We start from the raw sequence: 17,005 nt of genomic DNA on the forward strand, positions 1-17,005 counted from the left end.
CGTCGCTATTTCAAGTCACTCCAGGGAGGAGGAGAGGAGCAACTTGAGCTCATTGGACCGTTCTGGTCCTGTGTTCGCTACGACGACACCAGGGAGGAGGAGAGGTATCGTCGCAGTAGTGGAAGGCCTGAGGGAGGAGCGGCCTTCCGAATTCTTATGCCTCGCGGCTTGCTTCAATCGCCAAGCGGCGGATCATCGAGCGGCTCAAACCCAAGTCGGCCAGTTCGCGGTCAGAGAGCTGATTCAGCTCATTGTACGTCGCGCGGTAAACGCGGTACTGACGGAAGCGTTCTGCTGCGTTGGCGAAAAAAACCGAAAGGCCGGAGGCTTTAGGTGCTGCCAAGGAGGTATGGTTTGCTACATATGCCATTGTCGTTTCTTTCAGTCTGGTAGAGTGTCTGTTCGCTGTTGTGTTGGTGATATAGGCTGATGCTGCATCTGCACAATAGCTGCCTTGGCAAAGCAGTTATGCATTCAGCGAATACCAGACGTTACGTCAAGGTAAACTAGAGAGAAATTAACCAAGGTGCGGAATTGGTTGAAGAAATGTAAACGAATTCTTACATCCAAAATGAGAAAGTGCCGCAATTGTGCACTTGCAGCATAGGAGTTGTGCATGTCCGTCAGCAAAGAAGAAGTACAGGCCGTTTTGCAAAAAATTGCGCTGCCAGACGGTGGCGATCTGATGTCCCGCGATTTTGTTCGCGCGTTGAGCATTCGCGAAAGTTCTGTGCAGTTTGTTATTGAAGCGCCCAACCCTGATATAGCACGGCTGATGGAGCCGTTGCGTAAAATGGCGGAAGCGGCCGTTGCCGCGCTGGACGGGGTCGACTCGGTGCAGGTGGCATTGACGGCGCATGAGAGCGCCCCTGCCCCCAAACAACCGGCACCCAGTCTAAAAATTGGCGGACATCCAAAACCCCAATCCGGACCGATGAAAGTCGCTGGCGTGGATCGCATACTTGCGGTGGGCTCCGGCAAAGGGGGCGTGGGCAAATCCACCGTGTCGTCCAACCTCGCTGTGGCGTTGGCCAAGCAAGGCCGCAAAGTGGGTTTGCTGGATGCGGACATCTATGGTCCAAGTCAGCCACGTATGATGGGTGTCAACAAACGGCCCGCAAGTCCCGATGGGAAAACCATTATTCCGCTTGAGGCCCATGGCGTTACCATCATGTCGCTGGGCTTCATGCTGGACGACGACAAGCCGGTTGTCTGGCGGGGACCGATGCTAATGGGCGCGTTGCAGCAGATGTTAACCCAGGTGCAATGGGGTGATCTGGATGTGTTGATTGTGGACTTGCCGCCCGGAACTGGCGACGTGCAATTGACGCTGTGTCAGAAGACGGAACTGACCGGTGCCATTGTGGTGAGCACACCGCAGGATGTGGCTTTGCTCGACGCGCGCAAGGCGCTTGGCATGTTTGATCAACTGAAGACGCCAGTGCTGGGACTCATTGAAAACATGAGTCTTTTCCACTGTCCAAAGTGTGGACATGAGGCGCATATCTTTGGTCACGGCGGCGTGGCGGCGGAGGCTGAAAAGCTTGGCGTGCCGCTGCTTGGGGCGCTGCCAATAGATCTGGACACGCGGCTTGCTGGAGATGGCGGCACGCCAATTGCCGCTGGGGACAGCGACATGGCGCAGGCCTATGCGCAGATTGCCAGCGGCCTGGTGCGGGGTGGGATGGCCTAAGCCATCCCTGCCTTATAGTCAGCCGTAGATCTCGCCAATTAGGATCTGCGGCTGAATGTTGGTGAAATTGGCAATGTCCGCCATCACGGGACCGGCCGCCTTCATCGCGACATCCATAGCCTCTTGATTTGCAAAGGTAATTGTTGCAATCGCGTGAAACGGCGCAGGCACGTCCGGGCCACCAGCGAGCCCTTTGGACGCCTGAGCGCTGGCGATGTGGGCCCCCATATGCTCTCCAACCAAGTCCATGTGGGTGGTGGCGTAATACGCGTGATCAAAAGTGGTGCCCTCGCCCACTGGGTACAGCACTTGTAGTGTGACAGCCATGATATTTCCCTCCTCTGACGGTGTGGAAGGCAGCCTAGCAGTGGATCGCATTTGGCGCAAAATTCGGGGGAATTAACCTGCTGTTGCCCCGCAAAAGCCTCCAAAAATCACGTCGGTAAAACGTCTGTATTACGACAGTTTTGCGGGAGTGCGTTTTTGAGCGCCCTGGAATGGATCGAATCAGGAAAAGCGTGACAGCACCGCGCGGGCAACAGCCCCTTCCGGCAACGCGCGTTCAGTGTTGCGGTGAAACCTTGTCACGCAGGAAATCATCAAGGTCGGCATAGAGTTGCTTGCGCTCCTCCTCTGACAGGAAGCTGCCAATCTCCACACTGCGCCCATTGCCTGAGAGTGTCACATAGTCCGCCACGGGTCCGCCGTGGGCATGTAGCTCAACCCGGACCCAATAGACGTTACAGGCCCACTCTTGGGCAGCGCCACGCGCCGGGACATGACGCAGGTGCAGTATATCGCCTTGCAAGCTAAGCTCTTCCAGGATCTCGCCGTCTTTGTAAGAGCGCTCCAGCCCCCACCAGAGCCCGCCCACCATGATCAGGGTAAACGGTAGGATGCCCCAGAGCGCCACCGACCCCAAGAGGCCATATAGCGGGAGCGTTCCCATGATGAATGCAAACAGAATCATCGCGGCGAACCCGCGGCGCGGCAAAGAGCGGTGTGGCCAAAGCGTTAGGACAGGTTGATCGGGGGATCGAGGCTTGGTCCAGCGATACGGCATTTGGGGAACCTTGTGACAGGGAGGGGCCAGCCCCTCTAGCGCGCAGGCGCGCAATTCACCCCGGGATATTTGGGGAATGAGAAAGCGAAGATGTCGCGAGTGCAGCTCATGCCGTGCCTTTGCCGCGCGCAAGCAAAACATAGCGGCCCAAAACCGATGGGTCGTTGGGCGTATAGGTGATGTCAGCAAACCCCTCGGCTTGCAAAATGTTGAGGTATTCAGCCGGAGACAGGCTGCCGTGGTAGACCGGCTCTCCGGCAACGATACCTGTGACTTCGCCTTCATCGTCTCCCACCGTCAGAAGCAGGTGACCGCCGGGTTTGAGGTGGTTGAGAATCACCGGCAACGCCGCGCGTTGCTCACCGGGGCTGAGGTGGAAAAACGCATCCCAGCTGAGGATAGCATCAAAGGTATGGCCAAGGTCGAACTGGCGCATGTCAGCGACCTGAAACGCGCCGCGTGGCACGTTGGATTGTGCCCGGTCGATCATGGCGGCGCTGGCATCAACACCGGTGAGGCCGTGACCTAGGTTTGTGAGGTAAGCCGCCAGCGGGCGCCCGGACCCGCAGCCCAGATCAAGCAGTGCGGATGGCGTTGGTAAGCCCTCCAGCCAGCGGGAAAGCCAGTCGCGCTCGCGCAGAGTGGTGTCACGCCCGATGTCCCATGCTTCGGCCTGACGCTCATAAACGTCTGCCATGCCCGCTTTGATCGTTGCGAAGTCCGGAGTGGATGACATTGAAATCACCTCAATTGAAAAGAAAGAGGCCCCGGGCAGTGCTGCGCCGGGGCCTCTTAGATCTGTTAACTGAGAGGCCTCACATTAGTGAGAGTGGCCTTTGTCCCAGTCTTCCTGCTTTGGCAGGATTTCGAAGGTGTGCTCTGGTGGTGGGCATGGGAGTGTCCATTCCAGAGTGTCCGCGTACTCGTTCCAGTAGTTGTTCTCGGTCACTTTCGCGCCGCGCAGCAGCGAGTAGATCACAATGCCGAAGAAGAACAGGAAGGAAGCAAAGGACAGGAACGCGCCGTAGGAGCTGATCTTGTTCCAGTATGCGAAGGCTTCCGGATAATCGATGTAGCGACGTGGCATGCCCTGACGACCCAAGAAGTGCTGTGGGAAGAAGGTCAGGTTGGCGCCAATGAAGAATGTCCAGAAGTGCAGCTTGCCCGCCCATTCAGGGTAATGACGACCAGTCATTTTGCCGAAGTAGAAGTAGATACCGGCAAAGATGGCAAACACAGCACCGAGGCTCATCACGTAGTGGAAGTGCGCAACCACATAGTATGTGTCGTGGTAGTAGCGGTCCACAGAGGCTTGGCTCAGAACGATCCCGGTCACACCACCTGCGGTGAAGAGGAACAGGAAGCCAAAGGCCCAGAGCATTGGGGTTTTGAACTCGATGGAGCCGCCCCACATGGTGGCGATCCAAGAGAAGATCTTAACGCCCGTTGGCACCGCGATGACCATGGTGGCCAGCATGAAGTAGGACTGCTGCGTCAGTGACATGCCCACGGTGTACATGTGGTGCGCCCAAACAACGAAGCCCAGCGCGCCAATCGCGATGATCGCCCAAACCATAGGCAAGTAACCGAAGACCGGCTTACGCGCGAAGGTCGCAATCACGTGGGAGATGATGCCGAAGCCTGGCAGGATCACGATGTACACTTCCGGGTGGCCGAAGAACCACAGGATGTGCTGATACAGGATCGGGTCGCCGCCGCCAGCAGGGTCAAAGAAGGTGGTGCCGAAGTTTCGGTCGGTCAGCAACATGGTGATTGCGCCGGCCAGAACTGGCAGGGCCAGAAGGATCAGCCACGCGGTCACAAAGATGGACCAAGCAAACAGAGGCACTTTAAACAGGGTCATGCCAGGGGCACGCATGTTCAGGAAGGTGGTGATGATGTTGATCGCACCCAGGATCGATGAGGCACCGGAGACGTGCACCGCAAAGATCGCGAGGTCCATCGACATGCCGCCTTCGTTGGTGGAAAGCGGCGGATAGAGCACCCACCCCACACCAGAGCCAAGCTGGTCATTGCCGCCAGGCGCCAACATCGAAGCGACACCCAACAGAGTACCCGCCACATACAGCCACAAAGACAGGTTGTTCATCCGTGGGAACGCCATATCCGGCGCACCAATTTGCAGCGGCATGAAGTAGTTGCCAAAGCCGCCAAACAGCGCCGGGATGACCACAAAGAACATCATCAGGACGCCGTGATAGGTGATCAAAACGTTCCACAGGTGGCCGTTTGGCGTACAGGGACCGTCGCCGCCGCCCAAGAAGCGCGCGCCTTCCAGGCACATGTATTGAACACCCGGATCCATCAGCTCCAAGCGCATCAGCACTGTGAAGAAAACGGAGATCAGACCGGCAAGCGCCGAAATGATCAAATAAAGGATGCCAATGTCCTTATGGTTTGTGGACATGAACCAGCGGGTGAAAAAACCGCGCTCGTCGTGATGGTCCTGGCCTTGAATGGCTGCGTCTGCCATGCGTTGCCTCCTGTTGAATTATATCTGGGCGGGCGGAATCCCGCTTACGCCTGGTTCCCGGCCGTTTTAGGGTGCTGAGCGCGGCGTCGCAATCACAGTATTTGATATAGATCAAAAAAATTGTCGCAGGGGGGCGTGTTTGGTGCTGGGATCGAGGCGATTTGTTCAACCTTTGTTCCAAATTCACGCTAAGGTGGTGAGGGTCACGGAGGAATCAGGACATGCGCAGAGATCAGAAATACACGGCATTTTTGGGCCTGCACACCGGTGACAGCGCCTTTGTCATGCCAAACCCCTGGGATGCGGGCAGCGCGCGGGTGCTGGCGGCGGAAGGTTTTGGCGCTTTGGCAACCACCAGTGCAGGGGCGGCGGTGACTCAAGGGTTGCGAGATGGCGCGGAGAGCATGACCCGGGCGGCGATTCTCTCTAATGCGGCGGAGATTGTGACTGCAACTGACTTGCCAGTCTCGGCAGATCTGGAAGATGGGTTTGGTTTGGCGCCTGAGACATGTGCCAAAACCATCGCCATGGCGGCAGAGGTTGGCCTGATTGGCGGCTCGCTTGAAGATGCGACCGGCGGCGAGGATGGCGGCATCATGGACATGGGGCTGGCGGTAGAGCGAATAGCGGCCGCGGCGGAAGCGGCCAAAGCACATCAGTTTGTGTTGACCGCACGGGCAGAGAACTATCTGCACGGGCGGCCGGACCTGAAAGACACCATTGCGCGATTGCAAGCATTTGAGGCGGCGGGCGCGGATGTGCTCTATGCGCCGGGGTTGCCTGATCTCGACGCAATTCGGGCGGTGTGTTCCGAAGTCGGTAAACCAGTGAATGTGGTAATGGGGCTGCGGCCGCCCTTTTTCACGGTTCAGGAATTGTCTGAAGCGGGCGTAAAGCGAGTCAGCGTTGGTGGCTCTCTCGCGCGATTGGCGTATGGCGCGGTGCAACAGGCGATGCGGGCGGTTTTGCAAGACGGCGAGTTTGCTTATGCGGACAAAGCCATGCCGGGAACCGAACTTATGGGGCTGATGCGCGCGGCGCCCACCACACGTGCCTAACAAAGAAACGCCCGCGTTGGGGGGCGCGGGCGTTTCAGGTGCTCCAAGACATGCGGCGCCGGGACACTGGCGCCGGGTTGTCACATCTCGAAGACATTCGTGAACCGGACACCTATCATGGACGGCGTTTCTGAAAGCTGCTGTCTGGCGTGCCTTTGTGACAGCGGGGGATCACCGGGAAAGTGTCCGTCAGGAAGTAAGCATAAGTGCCTCTTGGATAATCAGTGGTTTTTACAAAAGCGCCGTTGCACGCGTCTAAACTGCCAGCGCCTGAAACATACATATAGTCCTGCACAAAAGCGCCGTCGTGGCGGCCGGAGGGTCCGTTGCCAGTGCGATTGCCGGATTTGAGACGGTAGGAGCTGGTCATGTGCGTGACGCGGCCTTTCACCGTGGCGGTGATGGCGTAGATTGGGAAGCCGTCAGCCGCGTAGCCAATCAACGGCGACTCAGCGTGGCGTGACCACCCCAGTTTCTGCATCAAGCCCACGGGCAGACCGTGATAGTGATACGCACCGGTTGGTTGCACATGGGCGTAGTTGGCATCCAAGCCAAGCGGCACCGCGCCCCCGAGAGCCTCATATTGCCAGCCGGAGCGCGGGTTGCCGCGCCAGAACTCCGCCGCACCGGGATCAAACGGCACGCCGTTAACTGCGACGCCAAACGTGCCAAGGTGGCCTTGCACACTACGCGCCGCTTTTTTAGGGCTGAGCGGTACGGTGAACTGATAATTCTGCGCCTCGATGCGATGGGGATTGCCGCTGTTGGGGAAGCGACCAACTTTATGGGATGGGATCCCATTGGACCTGATCACCCGCTTGGTGCCTTTCTTGGAAATGCTGACCTTACTGCGGCCGGCATTTTTGCTGGCTTTCACCAATTGCAACGGTTCCGTTTCTGTGGCCGTGTGTTGCCGCATGGGTGGGCGGCCTTGTGCGTCGCTGCTGGCGGCGGCGCCCACCACAATGGCCACGGCCAAGAGGCCGAGTTTTACGTTCTCCAACAAAGTCATGTGCTTCCCTCCAGAAACCCTACGGCATGACGGTCACAGGCCCCTGCCCGTCTTCGCCAAAATCCAACAACAGGGTGAAAATGCCAGGCACCGCATCGTCAAAACGCAAAGTCAGCTTTTGCTCTTCAAGTCCGCCAGCGGGGATTTCGAAGGGCAGTTTCAATCCTGACAGCTGGGCCACATCGGTTGAAAGGGCTTCAAGCGTCATTGCGGCGGTTCCGGCGTTGTAAAATGTCAGCACCAAATCCAGACGGTGCTTGCGGCGCCGTGTGACCGTTGTGGTCACCGTCAGGTGGCCCATACCATGGCCAGAATGCGCAAGTGCACCTACAGGTGCCATCAATAGGGTGGCCAGAACACTGCGGCGCGTGAATGTCAGTTTGGTGTCTGTCATGGGAGGTAATACGCGCTCTCTTTTGGGTTCCGTCGGTGAAAAATCAAAAACACATTTTTTTCTGTGAGGCGACATTTTCCTCTTGCAGCCCGCCGAGACTCTTTATATTCCACGCCTCACCCAAGGAAGCGGGCGTAGCTCAGGGGTAGAGCATAACCTTGCCAAGGTTAGGGTCGGGCGTTCGAATCGCCTCGCCCGCTCCAATATCTCCCTCGCGGAGAGAGTGAACAAGGCGCGGATTTATCCGCGCCTTTTCGCGTTTCTGGGTGTTTCTTCAGTCTTGAAAAATTCTACCCGATTGAAGGGATTTCTTTCGAATTGGGGGTTGCGGTCTGCCATGGGGGGCGCTAAATCACGGCCATCCAAACGGTGCGGGCGTAGCTCAGGGGTAGAGCATAACCTTGCCAAGGTTAGGGTCGGGCGTTCGAATCGCCTCGCCCGCTCCATTTGGATCAAACGCTAAAAGGCGCCAGGACTTTCCGGCGCCTTTTGCTTTTCTCACATAATCTGAATGGGTTGCGGTGACGGGCGCAATAAGTACGCCCGCCGGATCTTTGCCTCAGATCGCTTCGGCCAACTGCGTTGCCAAGGCATTCTGCCGCTGAACCACTGAGGCCAGGTTGATGCTGGTCATATGACCGTCGCGCACGATTTGGCGCCCTTCGACAAAAAGATCGCGCACGGTGGTTGGCCCGGCCAGAAGAATCGCCGCCTGATCCCAGCTGCCAGCGCTGTGTACGCCGGTCACGTCCCAGATCGCGATATCGGCCCGTTTACCCACGGCGATCTGACCACAATCATGACGGCCCAGCACCTCTGCCCCGCCCCGCGTGGCAATTTCAAGTGCTTCGCGGGGGGACATGGCATCCGCGCCCAAAGCGACTCGCTGCAGCAACATAGCCTGACGCGCCTCAGCTACCAGATTACCTGCATCATTAGAGGCGGATCCGTCGACACCAAGACCTACCGGTACTTTGGCGTCGCGCATGGCGCGCACGGGCGCGATGCCGCTGCCAAGGCGGCAGTTGGAGCACGGACAATGCGCCACGCCGGTTTTGGTGCGGGCAAAGAGGTCTATTTCGCTTTGATCCAACTTCACACAATGCGCGTGCCAGACGTCTTCGCCCACCCAGCCAAGTTCTTCGGCGTATTGGCCGGGGCGGCAGCCGAAGTTTTCCAGTGAATAGGCAATGTCCTCGTCATTCTCAGCGAGGTGGGTGTGCAACATCACGCCTTTGTCCCGCGCCAAGATGGCAGCTTCGCGCATCAGGTCTCGGGTCACGGAGAACGGCGAACAAGGCGCCACGCCAACACGCACCATGCTGCCGTCGCGGGCGTCGTGGTGGGTGTCGATCAGGCGAATGGCGTCTTTCAGAATGGCGTCTTCTTTTTCAACCAATGAGTCCGGCGGCAAGCCACCGTCACTCTCGCCAATGCTCATGGCGCCACGGGTGGGATGAAAGCGCATACCCACCTCTTTGGCAGCCTCGATGGAGTCATCCAGACGCGAACCGTTGGGATAGAGGTAAAGATGGTCAGAGGTCAGCGTGCAGCCAGAGAGCGCCAGCTCTGCCAAGCCAATTTGCGCTGAGATGTTCATCTCTTCCGGGCCAAAGCGCGACCAGATCGGATAAAGCCGTTGCAGCCACCCAAAGAGTAAGGCGTCCTGGCCACCCGGCACCGCGCGAGTCAGGGTTTGATAAAGATGGTGGTGGGTGTTCACCAAGCCAGGTGTGACCACGCAGCCATTGGCAAAGACGGTCTCGCCGTCGGTGGCGAGGTTCTCACCAATCTCGGTGATCACACCGCCTTTGATGCGAATATCATGCTTCGCCAGTTCGCGGCGGTTGTCATCCATGGTCAGAACGGTTTGAGCCGATTTGATCAGAGTTTCGGTGGCTTTTGCCATATGCGCATTCCTTGGGCCAAAAGAGGGCCCGATTCGGTTGCGATATGCGGCACAGCGACAGAATGCGGGCAAAGGACTCGCTGTGCCCGACAATCATAGCGAAACGTAGGGGCCGCAATCAAGGGTGGCGCAAGTTAGCCCTCTTGCAGAAGCGCCAGCGCTTGCGCGTGTAAACCTTTGTTGGCGGCGGCGAGCACTTGGCCACCGCCATGCGCAGGGTCGCCTTGCCAGTTGGTGACCACACCGCCAGCAGCTTCAATCACGGCAATGGGGGCCTGGATATCGTAGGCGTTGAGGCCGGCCTCAATCACCAGATCAATCTGGCCAGCCGCCAGAAGCGCATAGGCATAACAATCCATACCGTACCGGGTGAGTTTGGTTTGGGATGCGACACGCTCAAAACCTGCGCGTTCTGCTTCGGTGCCGACTTCGGGGAAAGTGGTGAAGATCACGGCCTCCGCCAAAGTCGCCGTGCCCCGTGTTTTCAGTGGCTTCATACCCTGCGGACCATCAGCTTCAGCCACGCCAAAACCACCTCTGAAACGCTCGCCAATGTAAGGCTGGTCAATCACGCCGTAGATCGGGCCATTTTCATCAGACAAAGCAATTAGAACACCCCACGTTGGGGTGCCGGAGATAAACGCGCGGGTGCCGTCGATCGGATCCAACACCCAGGTCAGCCCGCTGCAGCCTTCGGATTTGCCAAATTCCTCGCCAAAAATGCCGTCTTGCGGGCGATGCTCAGCCAGTACAGCCCGCATCGCCTGCTCGGCAGCTCGATCTGCCACGGTCACAGGATCAAACCCGTCAGACAATTTGTTGTCTGCGGTCAGTGTGGAGCTGCGAAAGTGGGGAAGAATGGCCGCGCGGGCCGCATCTGCCATGGCATCTGCTACGACAATCAAGTCATTCTGTTCTGATGTCATCGGTCACAGTCTCCGCTCTGGCGCTCGCGCCATGGCTAGACCAGAGCGGGAGTGGACTCAAGCGACGTCAGACAACACGCGGGCGAGTTCAAACAAACGCCTGCGTTGGTTTTCCGGAATGGCGTAGTAGCTGCGGATCAGATCCAACGCTTCTTTGTCCGCCATGATGTCAGCCGGCACGCTGCCGGAGCTTGCGCCATCGCTGTCGCTTTCCAGACCCTCAAAGAAAAAGCTCACAGGCACGTCAAGCGCGTCAGAAATGTCCCAAAGCCGAGAGGCGCTGACACGGTTGGCACCCGTTTCATACTTTTGAATTTGTTGAAACTTTATGCCGACTTGCTCTGCCAATTGTTGCTGAGTCATCCCTGTCAGCCACCGGCGTTGGCGGATTCTTTTGCCAACATGCACGTCCACTGGATGTGTCATCACACGTCTCCTCCGAATGAAATATCGGGGCGCAGCCAACAACCATGCAGTCGCCCAGCAGCGTCACCAACTCGTTTAGTGAAGTAATCGCGCATCCCTTTCGCGATAATTCACTCTAGCAGTTTTCGCCTTATAATCAAGGGAAAGAATGTGTCTTACCCCTTCTGGATAGAGTGGGCCATACAATCGGGGATTGTCATTTTTGCATTTTTAGGTCTAGGGAAATGTTCTGCCGCAGGGTGACGTCGTGTCGCAATCCTCTGTTTTCAAGGGATCAGCTTTGACTTGAACACTGAGCGCTGTGTATTCGATTCCCAGATGAGGAGAATTTAGATGCGCGCCTTTCAAGTTACATCCCACGACGCCCCCCCAAGCCTTGTAGACATTGCCAAGCCGGAACCTGGCCCTGGCGAGGTCCGCATAAAGATCAAAGCCTGCGCGTTGAACTTTGGTGATTTGCTGATGATCAAGGGCACTTATCAAGCCACCCCGCCAGTGCCGTTCACGCTGGGCATGGAAGTGGCCGGGGTTGTGGACGCCTTGGGGCCGGATACAAACGGGCCAGAAGTGGGCTCTGATGTGCTGGTTTTTGGGGGTAGCGGCGGCTTGGCCGACTATGGCGTTTATCCCGCAGAGAGCATCGTCCCTCTGCCAAACGGCATGAGCTATGAGGACGCTGCGGCCTTTCCTGTGGCCTATGGCACAAGCCACGTCGCGTTGGATCATCGTGCTAGATTGCAGCCAGGAGAGAACCTCTTGGTGCTTGGCGCGGCAGGTGGTGTCGGCCTCGCAGCCGTGGAACTCGGCAAGCTGATGGGTGCCAATGTGATTGCCTGCGCGCGCGGAGCTGACAAGCTGAAGGTCGCGCAGGCGGCGGGCGCGGACCACCTGATTGACGCCACAGCCGCAGACATCCGCGCAGAAGTGAAAGCCTTGGGCGGCGCCGATGTGGTTTATGATCCAGTTGGCGGCGACCAATTCAAAGCCGCCTTTCGTGCCTGCAACCCTGAAGCGCGCCTCTTGCCTTTGGGATTTGCCAGTGGAGAGGTCCCACAAATTCCTGCCAACCACCTGCTGGTGAAAAACCTGACGGTGATTGGTCTCTATTGGGGCGGGTATCTGTCATTCAAGCCAGAGGTGTTGACCGGCAGCATGCGCACGCTGTTTGGCTGGTACGGCGAAGGTAAACTGAAACCACATGTCAGCCATGCCTTGCCGTTGGCGCAGGCCGCAGACGCCTATGAGCTTCTACGCAGCCGTAAATCCACCGGTAAGGTGGTCGTCACACTCGACTAGAGGCTAGCCCACCACTCCAAGCCGCGGCGGGCTTTCGACCGGCGCGTGCATGGACAGGAAACTCTTGCGGATCAGCTCGGCCAGATGGGCGATGACATCGCCTTTGGCCTGCTCCGCGCCATACATATTGATGTGCTGCTCACCCAATTCGGGCAGGGCTCCGCCGTGATCAATGACCTCCAGATGGCGTGGCTCTGTGCCAAGCAACATCTCCCCAACCCCCAGATCAGCTGCAATTGTCGCCTCAACTGTGCGATCAGATTCGGTCTCCAGCGCGGAATCCCATTCGATGCCAGCGCGATCCAGTGCCGCAATCGCCCGTTGCCGGAACAGGCATTGACGTGCAGAGGCAAAGGGGAACGGCCGACGGCGCCAACTCGCCCCACCCGGCGCACCAATCCACACCAAAGGCAAAGTGCACAGCCCTTCGGCCCCGTCTGGTGTGTTGGTTTCCGTGGTCAAAATGAGGTCAATCTCACCTTTGTCAAACAGCTGCTTCAGCTCAAGCGTATAAGACGAACACAAATTGACTTTCACGCGTGGAAAGGCGGCGGCGAACTGCTGCATGACACGCGGGATTGTTGGATAGACAATATCATGTGGCACACCAAGAGTGACCGACCCTTCAAATTCGTCGTGGCTTAAGCGGCGCATGATTTCATCGTTGAGCGTGACCATGCGACGGGCATACCCCAGCATTTGCTCCCCGGCCGGCGTGAGGGCGATACCGCGGCCCGTGCGATCCAGGAGCGCAACGCCAATCAGCTCCTCAAGCCGTTTGAGCTGCATGGAAACCGCTGATTGCGTGAGATGCAGGAAACCGGCTGCTTTGGTCACACCCCCCATATCGGCAACAGCGACAAAGCTTCGGAGCGTGGTTACATCAAGATTGCGCATAGCTTTCCCTCTTTAGATCACTGTTTTTGAACATTCATCATGAAATGTGATGAAGTCCGTCACAAACATTCGCTTTCTAAATACACACACTCCCCGATATACATCAAGTAATTTGATGCACACGCCAAGATCAATCACAATTCAGGAAAGGAACGACCCATGGCCTTCATCACCACTTCTTCCGCGAGCTCCCGTGGTTCCAAGTTTTCCCTGTCCCGCCTGACGCAAGCCTTTGCCGTCCTACGTCAGCGCCGCCAGCTGTCACAGCTGGATGCCACTGCCCTGCGCGACATGGGTTTGACCCAAACAGATGTGGACTGCGAGTTGAGTCGCTCCGCGTGGGACGTTCCCGCACATTGGCGCGGCTGAGACAACCATTAACACTGATGCGGATTTTCGCCGGTTAAACGGCGGAAATCCTTGAATTCACGCCCCCCGTCACCGATATTCAACGTTGAAACCCTCTGAACGTCAGGTTCTGGGGGCAATAAAGTAAACTCGGAGGCTTTGATGGCTGAATTTGACACGATCCGCGGCACGGCTACGGCCAGCGCGGCTCATATTGACGTGGGCCTGCGCGCCCACATGAACAAAGTCTACGGCAACATGTCCGTGGGCATGTTGATCACCTTTGCTGCCGCTTGGGCGCTGTCCGGCCTGGCCGTGACCTCTGATCCATCTGGTGCCGTTGCTCAGATTGGCGCAGACAAATACCTCACATCGCTCGGCCACACGCTGTATGCGTCCCCTCTGAAGTGGGTGCTCATGTTTGCTCCACTGGCGATGGTGTTTGGCTTTGGCGCCGCAATCAACCGCCTGTCTGCCGCTGGTGCACAGCTGTTCTTCTTTGTCTTTGCGGCCCTGATGGGCGCATCGATCAGCTCGATCTTCCTGGTGTTCACCGGTGAGTCGATCATCCACACCTTCCTGATCACCGCGATCGCCTTTGCGGGTCTGTCGCTCTACGGCTACACCACCAAGAAGAACCTGTCCGGTCTGGGCACCTTCCTGATGATGGGTCTGATCGGCCTGATCGTGGCATCGATTGTGAACATCTTCCTGCAGTCTTCTGCGATGGCGTTTGCGATTTCTGCAATTGGTGTTCTGATCTTTGCCGCGCTGACCGCATATGACACCCAGAAGATCAAAAACGACTATATCGCACACGCCCAGCACGGCGACAGCGAATGGTTGGGCAAAGCCGCCATCATGGGTGCGCTGACCCTGTATCTGGACTTCATCAACCTGTTCATGTTCCTGCTGCAGTTCCTCGGCAACCGCGAGTGATCTGAATAGAATAGCAATTGAAAAGGCCGGTCATTGCGACCGGCCTTTTTTGTTTCAGGCGTATTCCGGAGCGCTGAGGCTGCGCCGCATTTGGATCGCCGGAAAGTGCACGCCAGGGGCCAAGGTGAGCTCCACCTCCGAGGTTTCCTCAAACCCCATAGCTTCATAGAACGGCCGTGCGGTGTATGTGCTCATGCAGCTCATCTGGCGCATCCCATGTGCCTCAGCAGAGGCAAGAGACACGTCAATCAACGACCGCGCAACCCCACGGCGCAGCCAGTCAGGGCGTGTCGCCACATGGCGCACATGACCGAGATCGGTGCCACTTACACCGCGAGACGGGCTGAGATCCGTCCAGCCCCCTGCCCCAACAATGGCATCAGTTTCCGCACATTCAGCAACAAAATAGGTGCCGCAGGCCAAGAGCGACGCCCGTGCTTTGGTAATCAACGGCAGCGCATCCTCAAGCACAGCGTCTTCATAGTCCTGCGGCAGCAAATCCGGGTAGGATTGTGCAAACAGGTCAGAAACGGCCTGACGATCATCAAGCGAAGCGGGGCGGATAAAAAAGGGGTGGGGCATTTGGAACCCTCCTGAAGAAAACGTTTTTTGTTTTTCAGGCGCGGGTTTTTTAAAAAGCAAAAAGCCGCGCCTTGGTGCGGCGCGGCTTTTGCATGTGTCTCAGAAAGCGATCTTACTTGATCTTGCCTTCTTTGTACTCGACATGCTTGCGCACCACCGGGTCGTATTTACGGACGACCATTTTTTCGGTCATCGTGCGTGCGTTTTTCTTGGTCACGTAGAAATGGCCCGTGCCCGCGGTCGAGTTCAGACGGATCTTGATGGTCGTCGGCTTCGCCATTGTACTTCTCCTGCGCCGGGGCACAGATACCCCGTGTAAATCTCTTGAAGCCCGCCTTTTAATGATGGCTGGAGCCGAGTCAATGGGGTTGGCGCGGGATTCCCCAAGAAAAGTACAATCCCGCCAAAATAACTCCACGTCGTGGCTTTGCAGGCCGGAAACGAAGCGGTAATTTTGCCCAACTACAAAGAGGACAACCTCTTTGAAAGGGAAAACACATGGCTTGGTTCTGGATCGCAACAACGATTCCCGTCGCGCTTTTGGCGCTTGGCGGGCTGTTGGGCGGCTTATGGGCGGTGGCCGCTCTGATTTACATGACCAGCCTGATCCATGTGATGGATCGCCTGGTGCAAGGTGCTGCGGTCAAAACTGGTGAGGGTGGAGAGTTTCCAAGCGGGATGCGACTGTCGCTGGTGCTGGGTCTTGCGCATTTTCCGTTGATGATCGTTGCGGTGTTGGCGCTGGCGGGTGTCACAGGGATCAGCCTTGGCGCCAAGGTTTGCTGTTTCATCGCGTTTGGACTGTTCTTTGGACAGGTGAGCAATGCCAATGCCCATGAGTTGATCCACAAGGCGGCGCGATTTCCGCGCAGGCTGGGCATGTGGGTCTATATCTCGCTGCTGTTTGGGCATCACACCTCTGCCCATCCCAAGGTGCATCATATCTGGGTGGCCACGGAGAAGGACCCAAACAGCCCAAGAGAAGGGGAGAATTTCTATCAGTTCTGGCCGCGAGCCTGGGTTGGGTCGTTTAAGGCCGGATGGCAGGCCGAAAATGCCATGCGCGCGCGCGCCGGTGGCCGCAAGTCTCTACTGCATCCCTATGTGATCTATATCGGCGGCGCGGTGCTTTGCCTTGCGGTGGCGGTGTGGTTGGCGGGGTTGGGCGGCGTGCTGGCCTATGTGGCACTGGCAAGCTACGGCAGCATGCAGCTTTTGTTGTCAGACTATGTGCAGCACTACGGGTTGCATCGGCTTTTGCGTGAGAACGGCAAGCCGGAACCGGTGGGGCCAGAGCACAGCTGGAACGCGCCGCAGCTCTTTACGTCTGCGTTGATGCTGAACGCCCCGCGTCATTCAGACCACCATATGGCGCCAACGCGGGATTATCCCGCGCTTCGCCTAGACCCGGAGGTTATGCCAATCCTACCGCAGTCCTTGCCGCTGATGGCAATTCTGGCACTCTGGCCGCGCCTTTGGCGGCAGGTGATGGACCCACGGGTGGCAAAACTGCGCGCATCACAGCAATGAGACTGGATTGACCGCCCCGGCTGGGGCAGCATGTGGCACATGAAATATTTGAGCATAATATGTGCGTTGCTGGGCAGCGCAGCAGCGGCACAGGACGCCATGTCTGCGGCAGAATTTGAAGCTTACGTAGCAGGTAAAACACTGTTCTATGAAGCTGATGGGCGGCGTTACGGCGTTGAAGAATACCTGTCTGACCGAAGGGTGCGATGGGCGTTCCTGGATGGCAGCGGCCAATGCAAAGACGGCTATTGGTACGAAGAGGCCGGTCAGATTTGTTTTGTCTACGAGGACAGTCCCGGGGCTCAGTGCTGGAGTTTTTATGAAGATCCACGTGGCCTGAGCGCCAAATTCGAAAACGAACCGGACGGGCGACTGCTCTACGAAATTGAGGACACCAACGACGAAATGCTGTGCCTTGGGCCCGATGTTGGCGTCTAA

Annotated in this window: 20 protein-coding genes and 2 tRNA genes; 9 read left to right on the top strand and 13 right to left on the bottom strand. The window is 57.5% G+C overall.

Annotated elements, in window-relative coordinates; all coding sequences use genetic code 11:
* Positions 1-154: 154 nt before the first annotated feature.
* The gene (locus tag QOL67_RS13815; RefSeq protein WP_283426564.1) at positions 155-370 is read right to left on the bottom strand and encodes a DUF1127 domain-containing protein; all 216 of its coding nucleotides are present in this window, start codon (positions 368-370) and stop codon (positions 155-157) included.
* A gap of 246 nt (positions 371-616) precedes the next feature.
* Here QOL67_RS13815 and QOL67_RS13820 point away from each other — a divergent pair, with 246 nt between their 5' ends.
* On the top strand, positions 617-1,693 hold the full coding sequence (locus QOL67_RS13820; RefSeq protein ID WP_283426565.1) for an Mrp/NBP35 family ATP-binding protein: 1,077 nt from the start codon (positions 617-619) through the stop codon (positions 1,691-1,693).
* An 18-nt stretch (positions 1,694-1,711) separates the two neighbouring features.
* Here QOL67_RS13820 and QOL67_RS13825 read toward each other — a convergent pair whose 3' ends face one another.
* From QOL67_RS13825 to ctaD, 4 genes are all read right to left on the bottom strand, one after another.
* Entirely contained in the window at positions 1,712-2,020 is a 309-nt protein-coding gene (locus QOL67_RS13825) for an EthD family reductase (RefSeq protein ID WP_283426566.1), read from the bottom strand.
* A gap of 235 nt (positions 2,021-2,255) precedes the next feature.
* Positions 2,256-2,756, bottom strand: a complete 501-nt coding sequence (locus QOL67_RS13830) for a DUF2244 domain-containing protein (RefSeq protein ID WP_283426567.1) — start codon at positions 2,754-2,756, stop codon at positions 2,256-2,258.
* A 106-nt stretch (positions 2,757-2,862) separates the two neighbouring features.
* Positions 2,863-3,492 carry a class I SAM-dependent methyltransferase gene (locus QOL67_RS13835; RefSeq protein ID WP_283426568.1) on the bottom strand — a complete coding sequence of 210 codons (630 nt, stop codon included), beginning with the start codon at positions 3,490-3,492 and terminating at the stop codon, positions 2,863-2,865.
* Positions 3,493-3,576: 84 nt separating this feature from the next.
* Positions 3,577-5,250, bottom strand: coding sequence for a cytochrome c oxidase subunit I (gene ctaD, locus QOL67_RS13840; protein WP_283426569.1), 1,674 nt, complete (start codon positions 5,248-5,250; stop codon positions 3,577-3,579).
* 221 nt (positions 5,251-5,471) lie between these two features.
* On the opposite strand from ctaD, the gene QOL67_RS13845 reads away from it, so the two are divergent.
* Positions 5,472-6,308: an isocitrate lyase/PEP mutase family protein gene (locus tag QOL67_RS13845; RefSeq protein ID WP_283426570.1), complete on the top strand. Its 837-nt coding sequence runs from the start codon at positions 5,472-5,474 to the stop codon at positions 6,306-6,308.
* A 115-nt stretch (positions 6,309-6,423) separates the two neighbouring features.
* Here QOL67_RS13845 and QOL67_RS13850 read toward each other — a convergent pair whose 3' ends face one another.
* Complete coding sequence (locus QOL67_RS13850) at positions 6,424-7,320, bottom strand: YHYH protein (RefSeq protein ID WP_283426571.1); 897 nt, start codon at positions 7,318-7,320, stop codon at positions 6,424-6,426.
* A gap of 19 nt (positions 7,321-7,339) precedes the next feature.
* The gene (locus tag QOL67_RS13855) at positions 7,340-7,714 is read right to left on the bottom strand and encodes a hypothetical protein (RefSeq protein ID WP_283426572.1); all 375 of its coding nucleotides are present in this window, start codon (positions 7,712-7,714) and stop codon (positions 7,340-7,342) included.
* A gap of 128 nt (positions 7,715-7,842) precedes the next feature.
* Between QOL67_RS13855 and QOL67_RS13860 the strand changes: the two genes are divergently transcribed.
* Positions 7,843-7,917: transfer RNA gene (locus QOL67_RS13860), tRNA-Gly, on the top strand.
* A gap of 168 nt (positions 7,918-8,085) precedes the next feature.
* A tRNA-Gly gene (locus QOL67_RS13865) sits at positions 8,086-8,160 on the top strand.
* 113 nt (positions 8,161-8,273) lie between these two features.
* Here the strand turns inward: QOL67_RS13865 and QOL67_RS13870 are convergent.
* The 3 genes from QOL67_RS13870 to QOL67_RS13880 all read right to left on the bottom strand — a co-directional run bounded on the left by QOL67_RS13870 (position 8,274) and on the right by QOL67_RS13880 (position 10,975).
* Entirely contained in the window at positions 8,274-9,623 is a 1,350-nt protein-coding gene (locus tag QOL67_RS13870) for an 8-oxoguanine deaminase (protein WP_283426573.1), read from the bottom strand.
* 134 nt (positions 9,624-9,757) lie between these two features.
* Positions 9,758-10,549: a histidinol-phosphatase gene (gene hisN, locus QOL67_RS13875; RefSeq protein ID WP_283426574.1), complete on the bottom strand. Its 792-nt coding sequence runs from the start codon at positions 10,547-10,549 to the stop codon at positions 9,758-9,760.
* 57 nt (positions 10,550-10,606) lie between these two features.
* Entirely contained in the window at positions 10,607-10,975 is a 369-nt protein-coding gene (locus QOL67_RS13880) for a helix-turn-helix domain-containing protein (protein ID WP_164645348.1), read from the bottom strand.
* Between the two features lie 333 nt (positions 10,976-11,308).
* Between QOL67_RS13880 and QOL67_RS13885 the strand changes: the two genes are divergently transcribed.
* Positions 11,309-12,271 (top strand): NADPH:quinone oxidoreductase family protein, encoded by a 963-nt coding sequence (locus tag QOL67_RS13885; protein WP_283426575.1) that lies wholly within the window; start codon positions 11,309-11,311, stop codon positions 12,269-12,271.
* 3 nt (positions 12,272-12,274) lie between these two features.
* On the opposite strand, the gene QOL67_RS13890 is transcribed toward QOL67_RS13885, so the two are convergent.
* A complete protein-coding gene (locus QOL67_RS13890; protein WP_283426576.1) occupies positions 12,275-13,168 on the bottom strand; it encodes a LysR family transcriptional regulator in 894 nt (297 codons plus the stop codon).
* Positions 13,169-13,327: 159 nt separating this feature from the next.
* On the opposite strand from QOL67_RS13890, the gene QOL67_RS13895 reads away from it, so the two are divergent.
* Positions 13,328-13,537, top strand: a complete 210-nt coding sequence (locus QOL67_RS13895; protein WP_283426577.1) for a DUF1127 domain-containing protein — start codon at positions 13,328-13,330, stop codon at positions 13,535-13,537.
* A gap of 141 nt (positions 13,538-13,678) precedes the next feature.
* On the top strand, positions 13,679-14,455 hold the full coding sequence (locus QOL67_RS13900) for a Bax inhibitor-1/YccA family protein (RefSeq protein ID WP_283426578.1): 777 nt from the start codon (positions 13,679-13,681) through the stop codon (positions 14,453-14,455).
* A gap of 54 nt (positions 14,456-14,509) precedes the next feature.
* Here the strand turns inward: QOL67_RS13900 and QOL67_RS13905 are convergent, their stop codons facing one another.
* Positions 14,510-15,037: a GNAT family N-acetyltransferase gene (locus tag QOL67_RS13905; RefSeq protein ID WP_283426579.1), complete on the bottom strand. Its 528-nt coding sequence runs from the start codon at positions 15,035-15,037 to the stop codon at positions 14,510-14,512.
* A gap of 112 nt (positions 15,038-15,149) precedes the next feature.
* Entirely contained in the window at positions 15,150-15,317 is a 168-nt protein-coding gene (gene rpmG / locus QOL67_RS13910; protein WP_007814563.1) for a 50S ribosomal protein L33, read from the bottom strand.
* Between the two features lie 218 nt (positions 15,318-15,535).
* Between rpmG and QOL67_RS13915 the strand changes: the two genes are divergently transcribed.
* Together QOL67_RS13915 and QOL67_RS13920 are read left to right on the top strand one after the other, a co-directional pair.
* Positions 15,536-16,567 carry an alkane 1-monooxygenase gene (locus tag QOL67_RS13915; RefSeq protein ID WP_283426580.1) on the top strand — a complete coding sequence of 344 codons (1,032 nt, stop codon included), beginning with the start codon at positions 15,536-15,538 and terminating at the stop codon, positions 16,565-16,567.
* A gap of 39 nt (positions 16,568-16,606) precedes the next feature.
* Complete coding sequence (locus QOL67_RS13920; RefSeq protein ID WP_283426581.1) at positions 16,607-17,005, top strand: hypothetical protein; 399 nt, start codon at positions 16,607-16,609, stop codon at positions 17,003-17,005.

Source organism: Shimia sagamensis (genome assembly GCF_900182745.1).
GTDB lineage: Bacteria > Pseudomonadota > Alphaproteobacteria > Rhodobacterales > Rhodobacteraceae > Shimia > Shimia sagamensis.

Excerpts from the sequence above, each read along its gene's own strand:
- QOL67_RS13815 (WP_283426564.1), bottom strand. The coding sequence starts at position 370 with ATGGCATATGTAGCAAACCATACCTCCTTGGCAGCACCTAAAGCCTCC.
- QOL67_RS13820 (WP_283426565.1), top strand. The coding sequence starts at position 617 with ATGTCCGTCAGCAAAGAAGAAGTACAGGCCGTTTTGCAAAAAATTGCG.
- QOL67_RS13825 (WP_283426566.1), bottom strand. The coding sequence starts at position 2,020 with ATGGCTGTCACACTACAAGTGCTGTACCCAGTGGGCGAGGGCACCACT.
- QOL67_RS13830 (WP_283426567.1), bottom strand. The coding sequence starts at position 2,756 with ATGCCGTATCGCTGGACCAAGCCTCGATCCCCCGATCAACCTGTCCTA.
- QOL67_RS13835 (WP_283426568.1), bottom strand. The coding sequence starts at position 3,492 with ATGTCATCCACTCCGGACTTCGCAACGATCAAAGCGGGCATGGCAGAC.
- ctaD (WP_283426569.1), bottom strand. The coding sequence starts at position 5,250 with ATGGCAGACGCAGCCATTCAAGGCCAGGACCATCACGACGAGCGCGGT.
- QOL67_RS13845 (WP_283426570.1), top strand. The coding sequence starts at position 5,472 with ATGCGCAGAGATCAGAAATACACGGCATTTTTGGGCCTGCACACCGGT.
- QOL67_RS13850 (WP_283426571.1), bottom strand. The coding sequence starts at position 7,320 with ATGACTTTGTTGGAGAACGTAAAACTCGGCCTCTTGGCCGTGGCCATT.
- QOL67_RS13855 (WP_283426572.1), bottom strand. The coding sequence starts at position 7,714 with ATGACAGACACCAAACTGACATTCACGCGCCGCAGTGTTCTGGCCACC.
- QOL67_RS13870 (WP_283426573.1), bottom strand. The coding sequence starts at position 9,623 with ATGGCAAAAGCCACCGAAACTCTGATCAAATCGGCTCAAACCGTTCTG.
- hisN (WP_283426574.1), bottom strand. The coding sequence starts at position 10,549 with ATGACATCAGAACAGAATGACTTGATTGTCGTAGCAGATGCCATGGCA.
- QOL67_RS13880 (WP_164645348.1), bottom strand. The coding sequence starts at position 10,975 with ATGACACATCCAGTGGACGTGCATGTTGGCAAAAGAATCCGCCAACGC.
- QOL67_RS13885 (WP_283426575.1), top strand. The coding sequence starts at position 11,309 with ATGCGCGCCTTTCAAGTTACATCCCACGACGCCCCCCCAAGCCTTGTA.
- QOL67_RS13890 (WP_283426576.1), bottom strand. The coding sequence starts at position 13,168 with ATGCGCAATCTTGATGTAACCACGCTCCGAAGCTTTGTCGCTGTTGCC.
- QOL67_RS13895 (WP_283426577.1), top strand. The coding sequence starts at position 13,328 with ATGGCCTTCATCACCACTTCTTCCGCGAGCTCCCGTGGTTCCAAGTTT.
- QOL67_RS13900 (WP_283426578.1), top strand. The coding sequence starts at position 13,679 with ATGGCTGAATTTGACACGATCCGCGGCACGGCTACGGCCAGCGCGGCT.
- QOL67_RS13905 (WP_283426579.1), bottom strand. The coding sequence starts at position 15,037 with ATGCCCCACCCCTTTTTTATCCGCCCCGCTTCGCTTGATGATCGTCAG.
- rpmG (WP_007814563.1), bottom strand. The coding sequence starts at position 15,317 with ATGGCGAAGCCGACGACCATCAAGATCCGTCTGAACTCGACCGCGGGC.
- QOL67_RS13915 (WP_283426580.1), top strand. The coding sequence starts at position 15,536 with ATGGCTTGGTTCTGGATCGCAACAACGATTCCCGTCGCGCTTTTGGCG.
- QOL67_RS13920 (WP_283426581.1), top strand. The coding sequence starts at position 16,607 with ATGAAATATTTGAGCATAATATGTGCGTTGCTGGGCAGCGCAGCAGCG.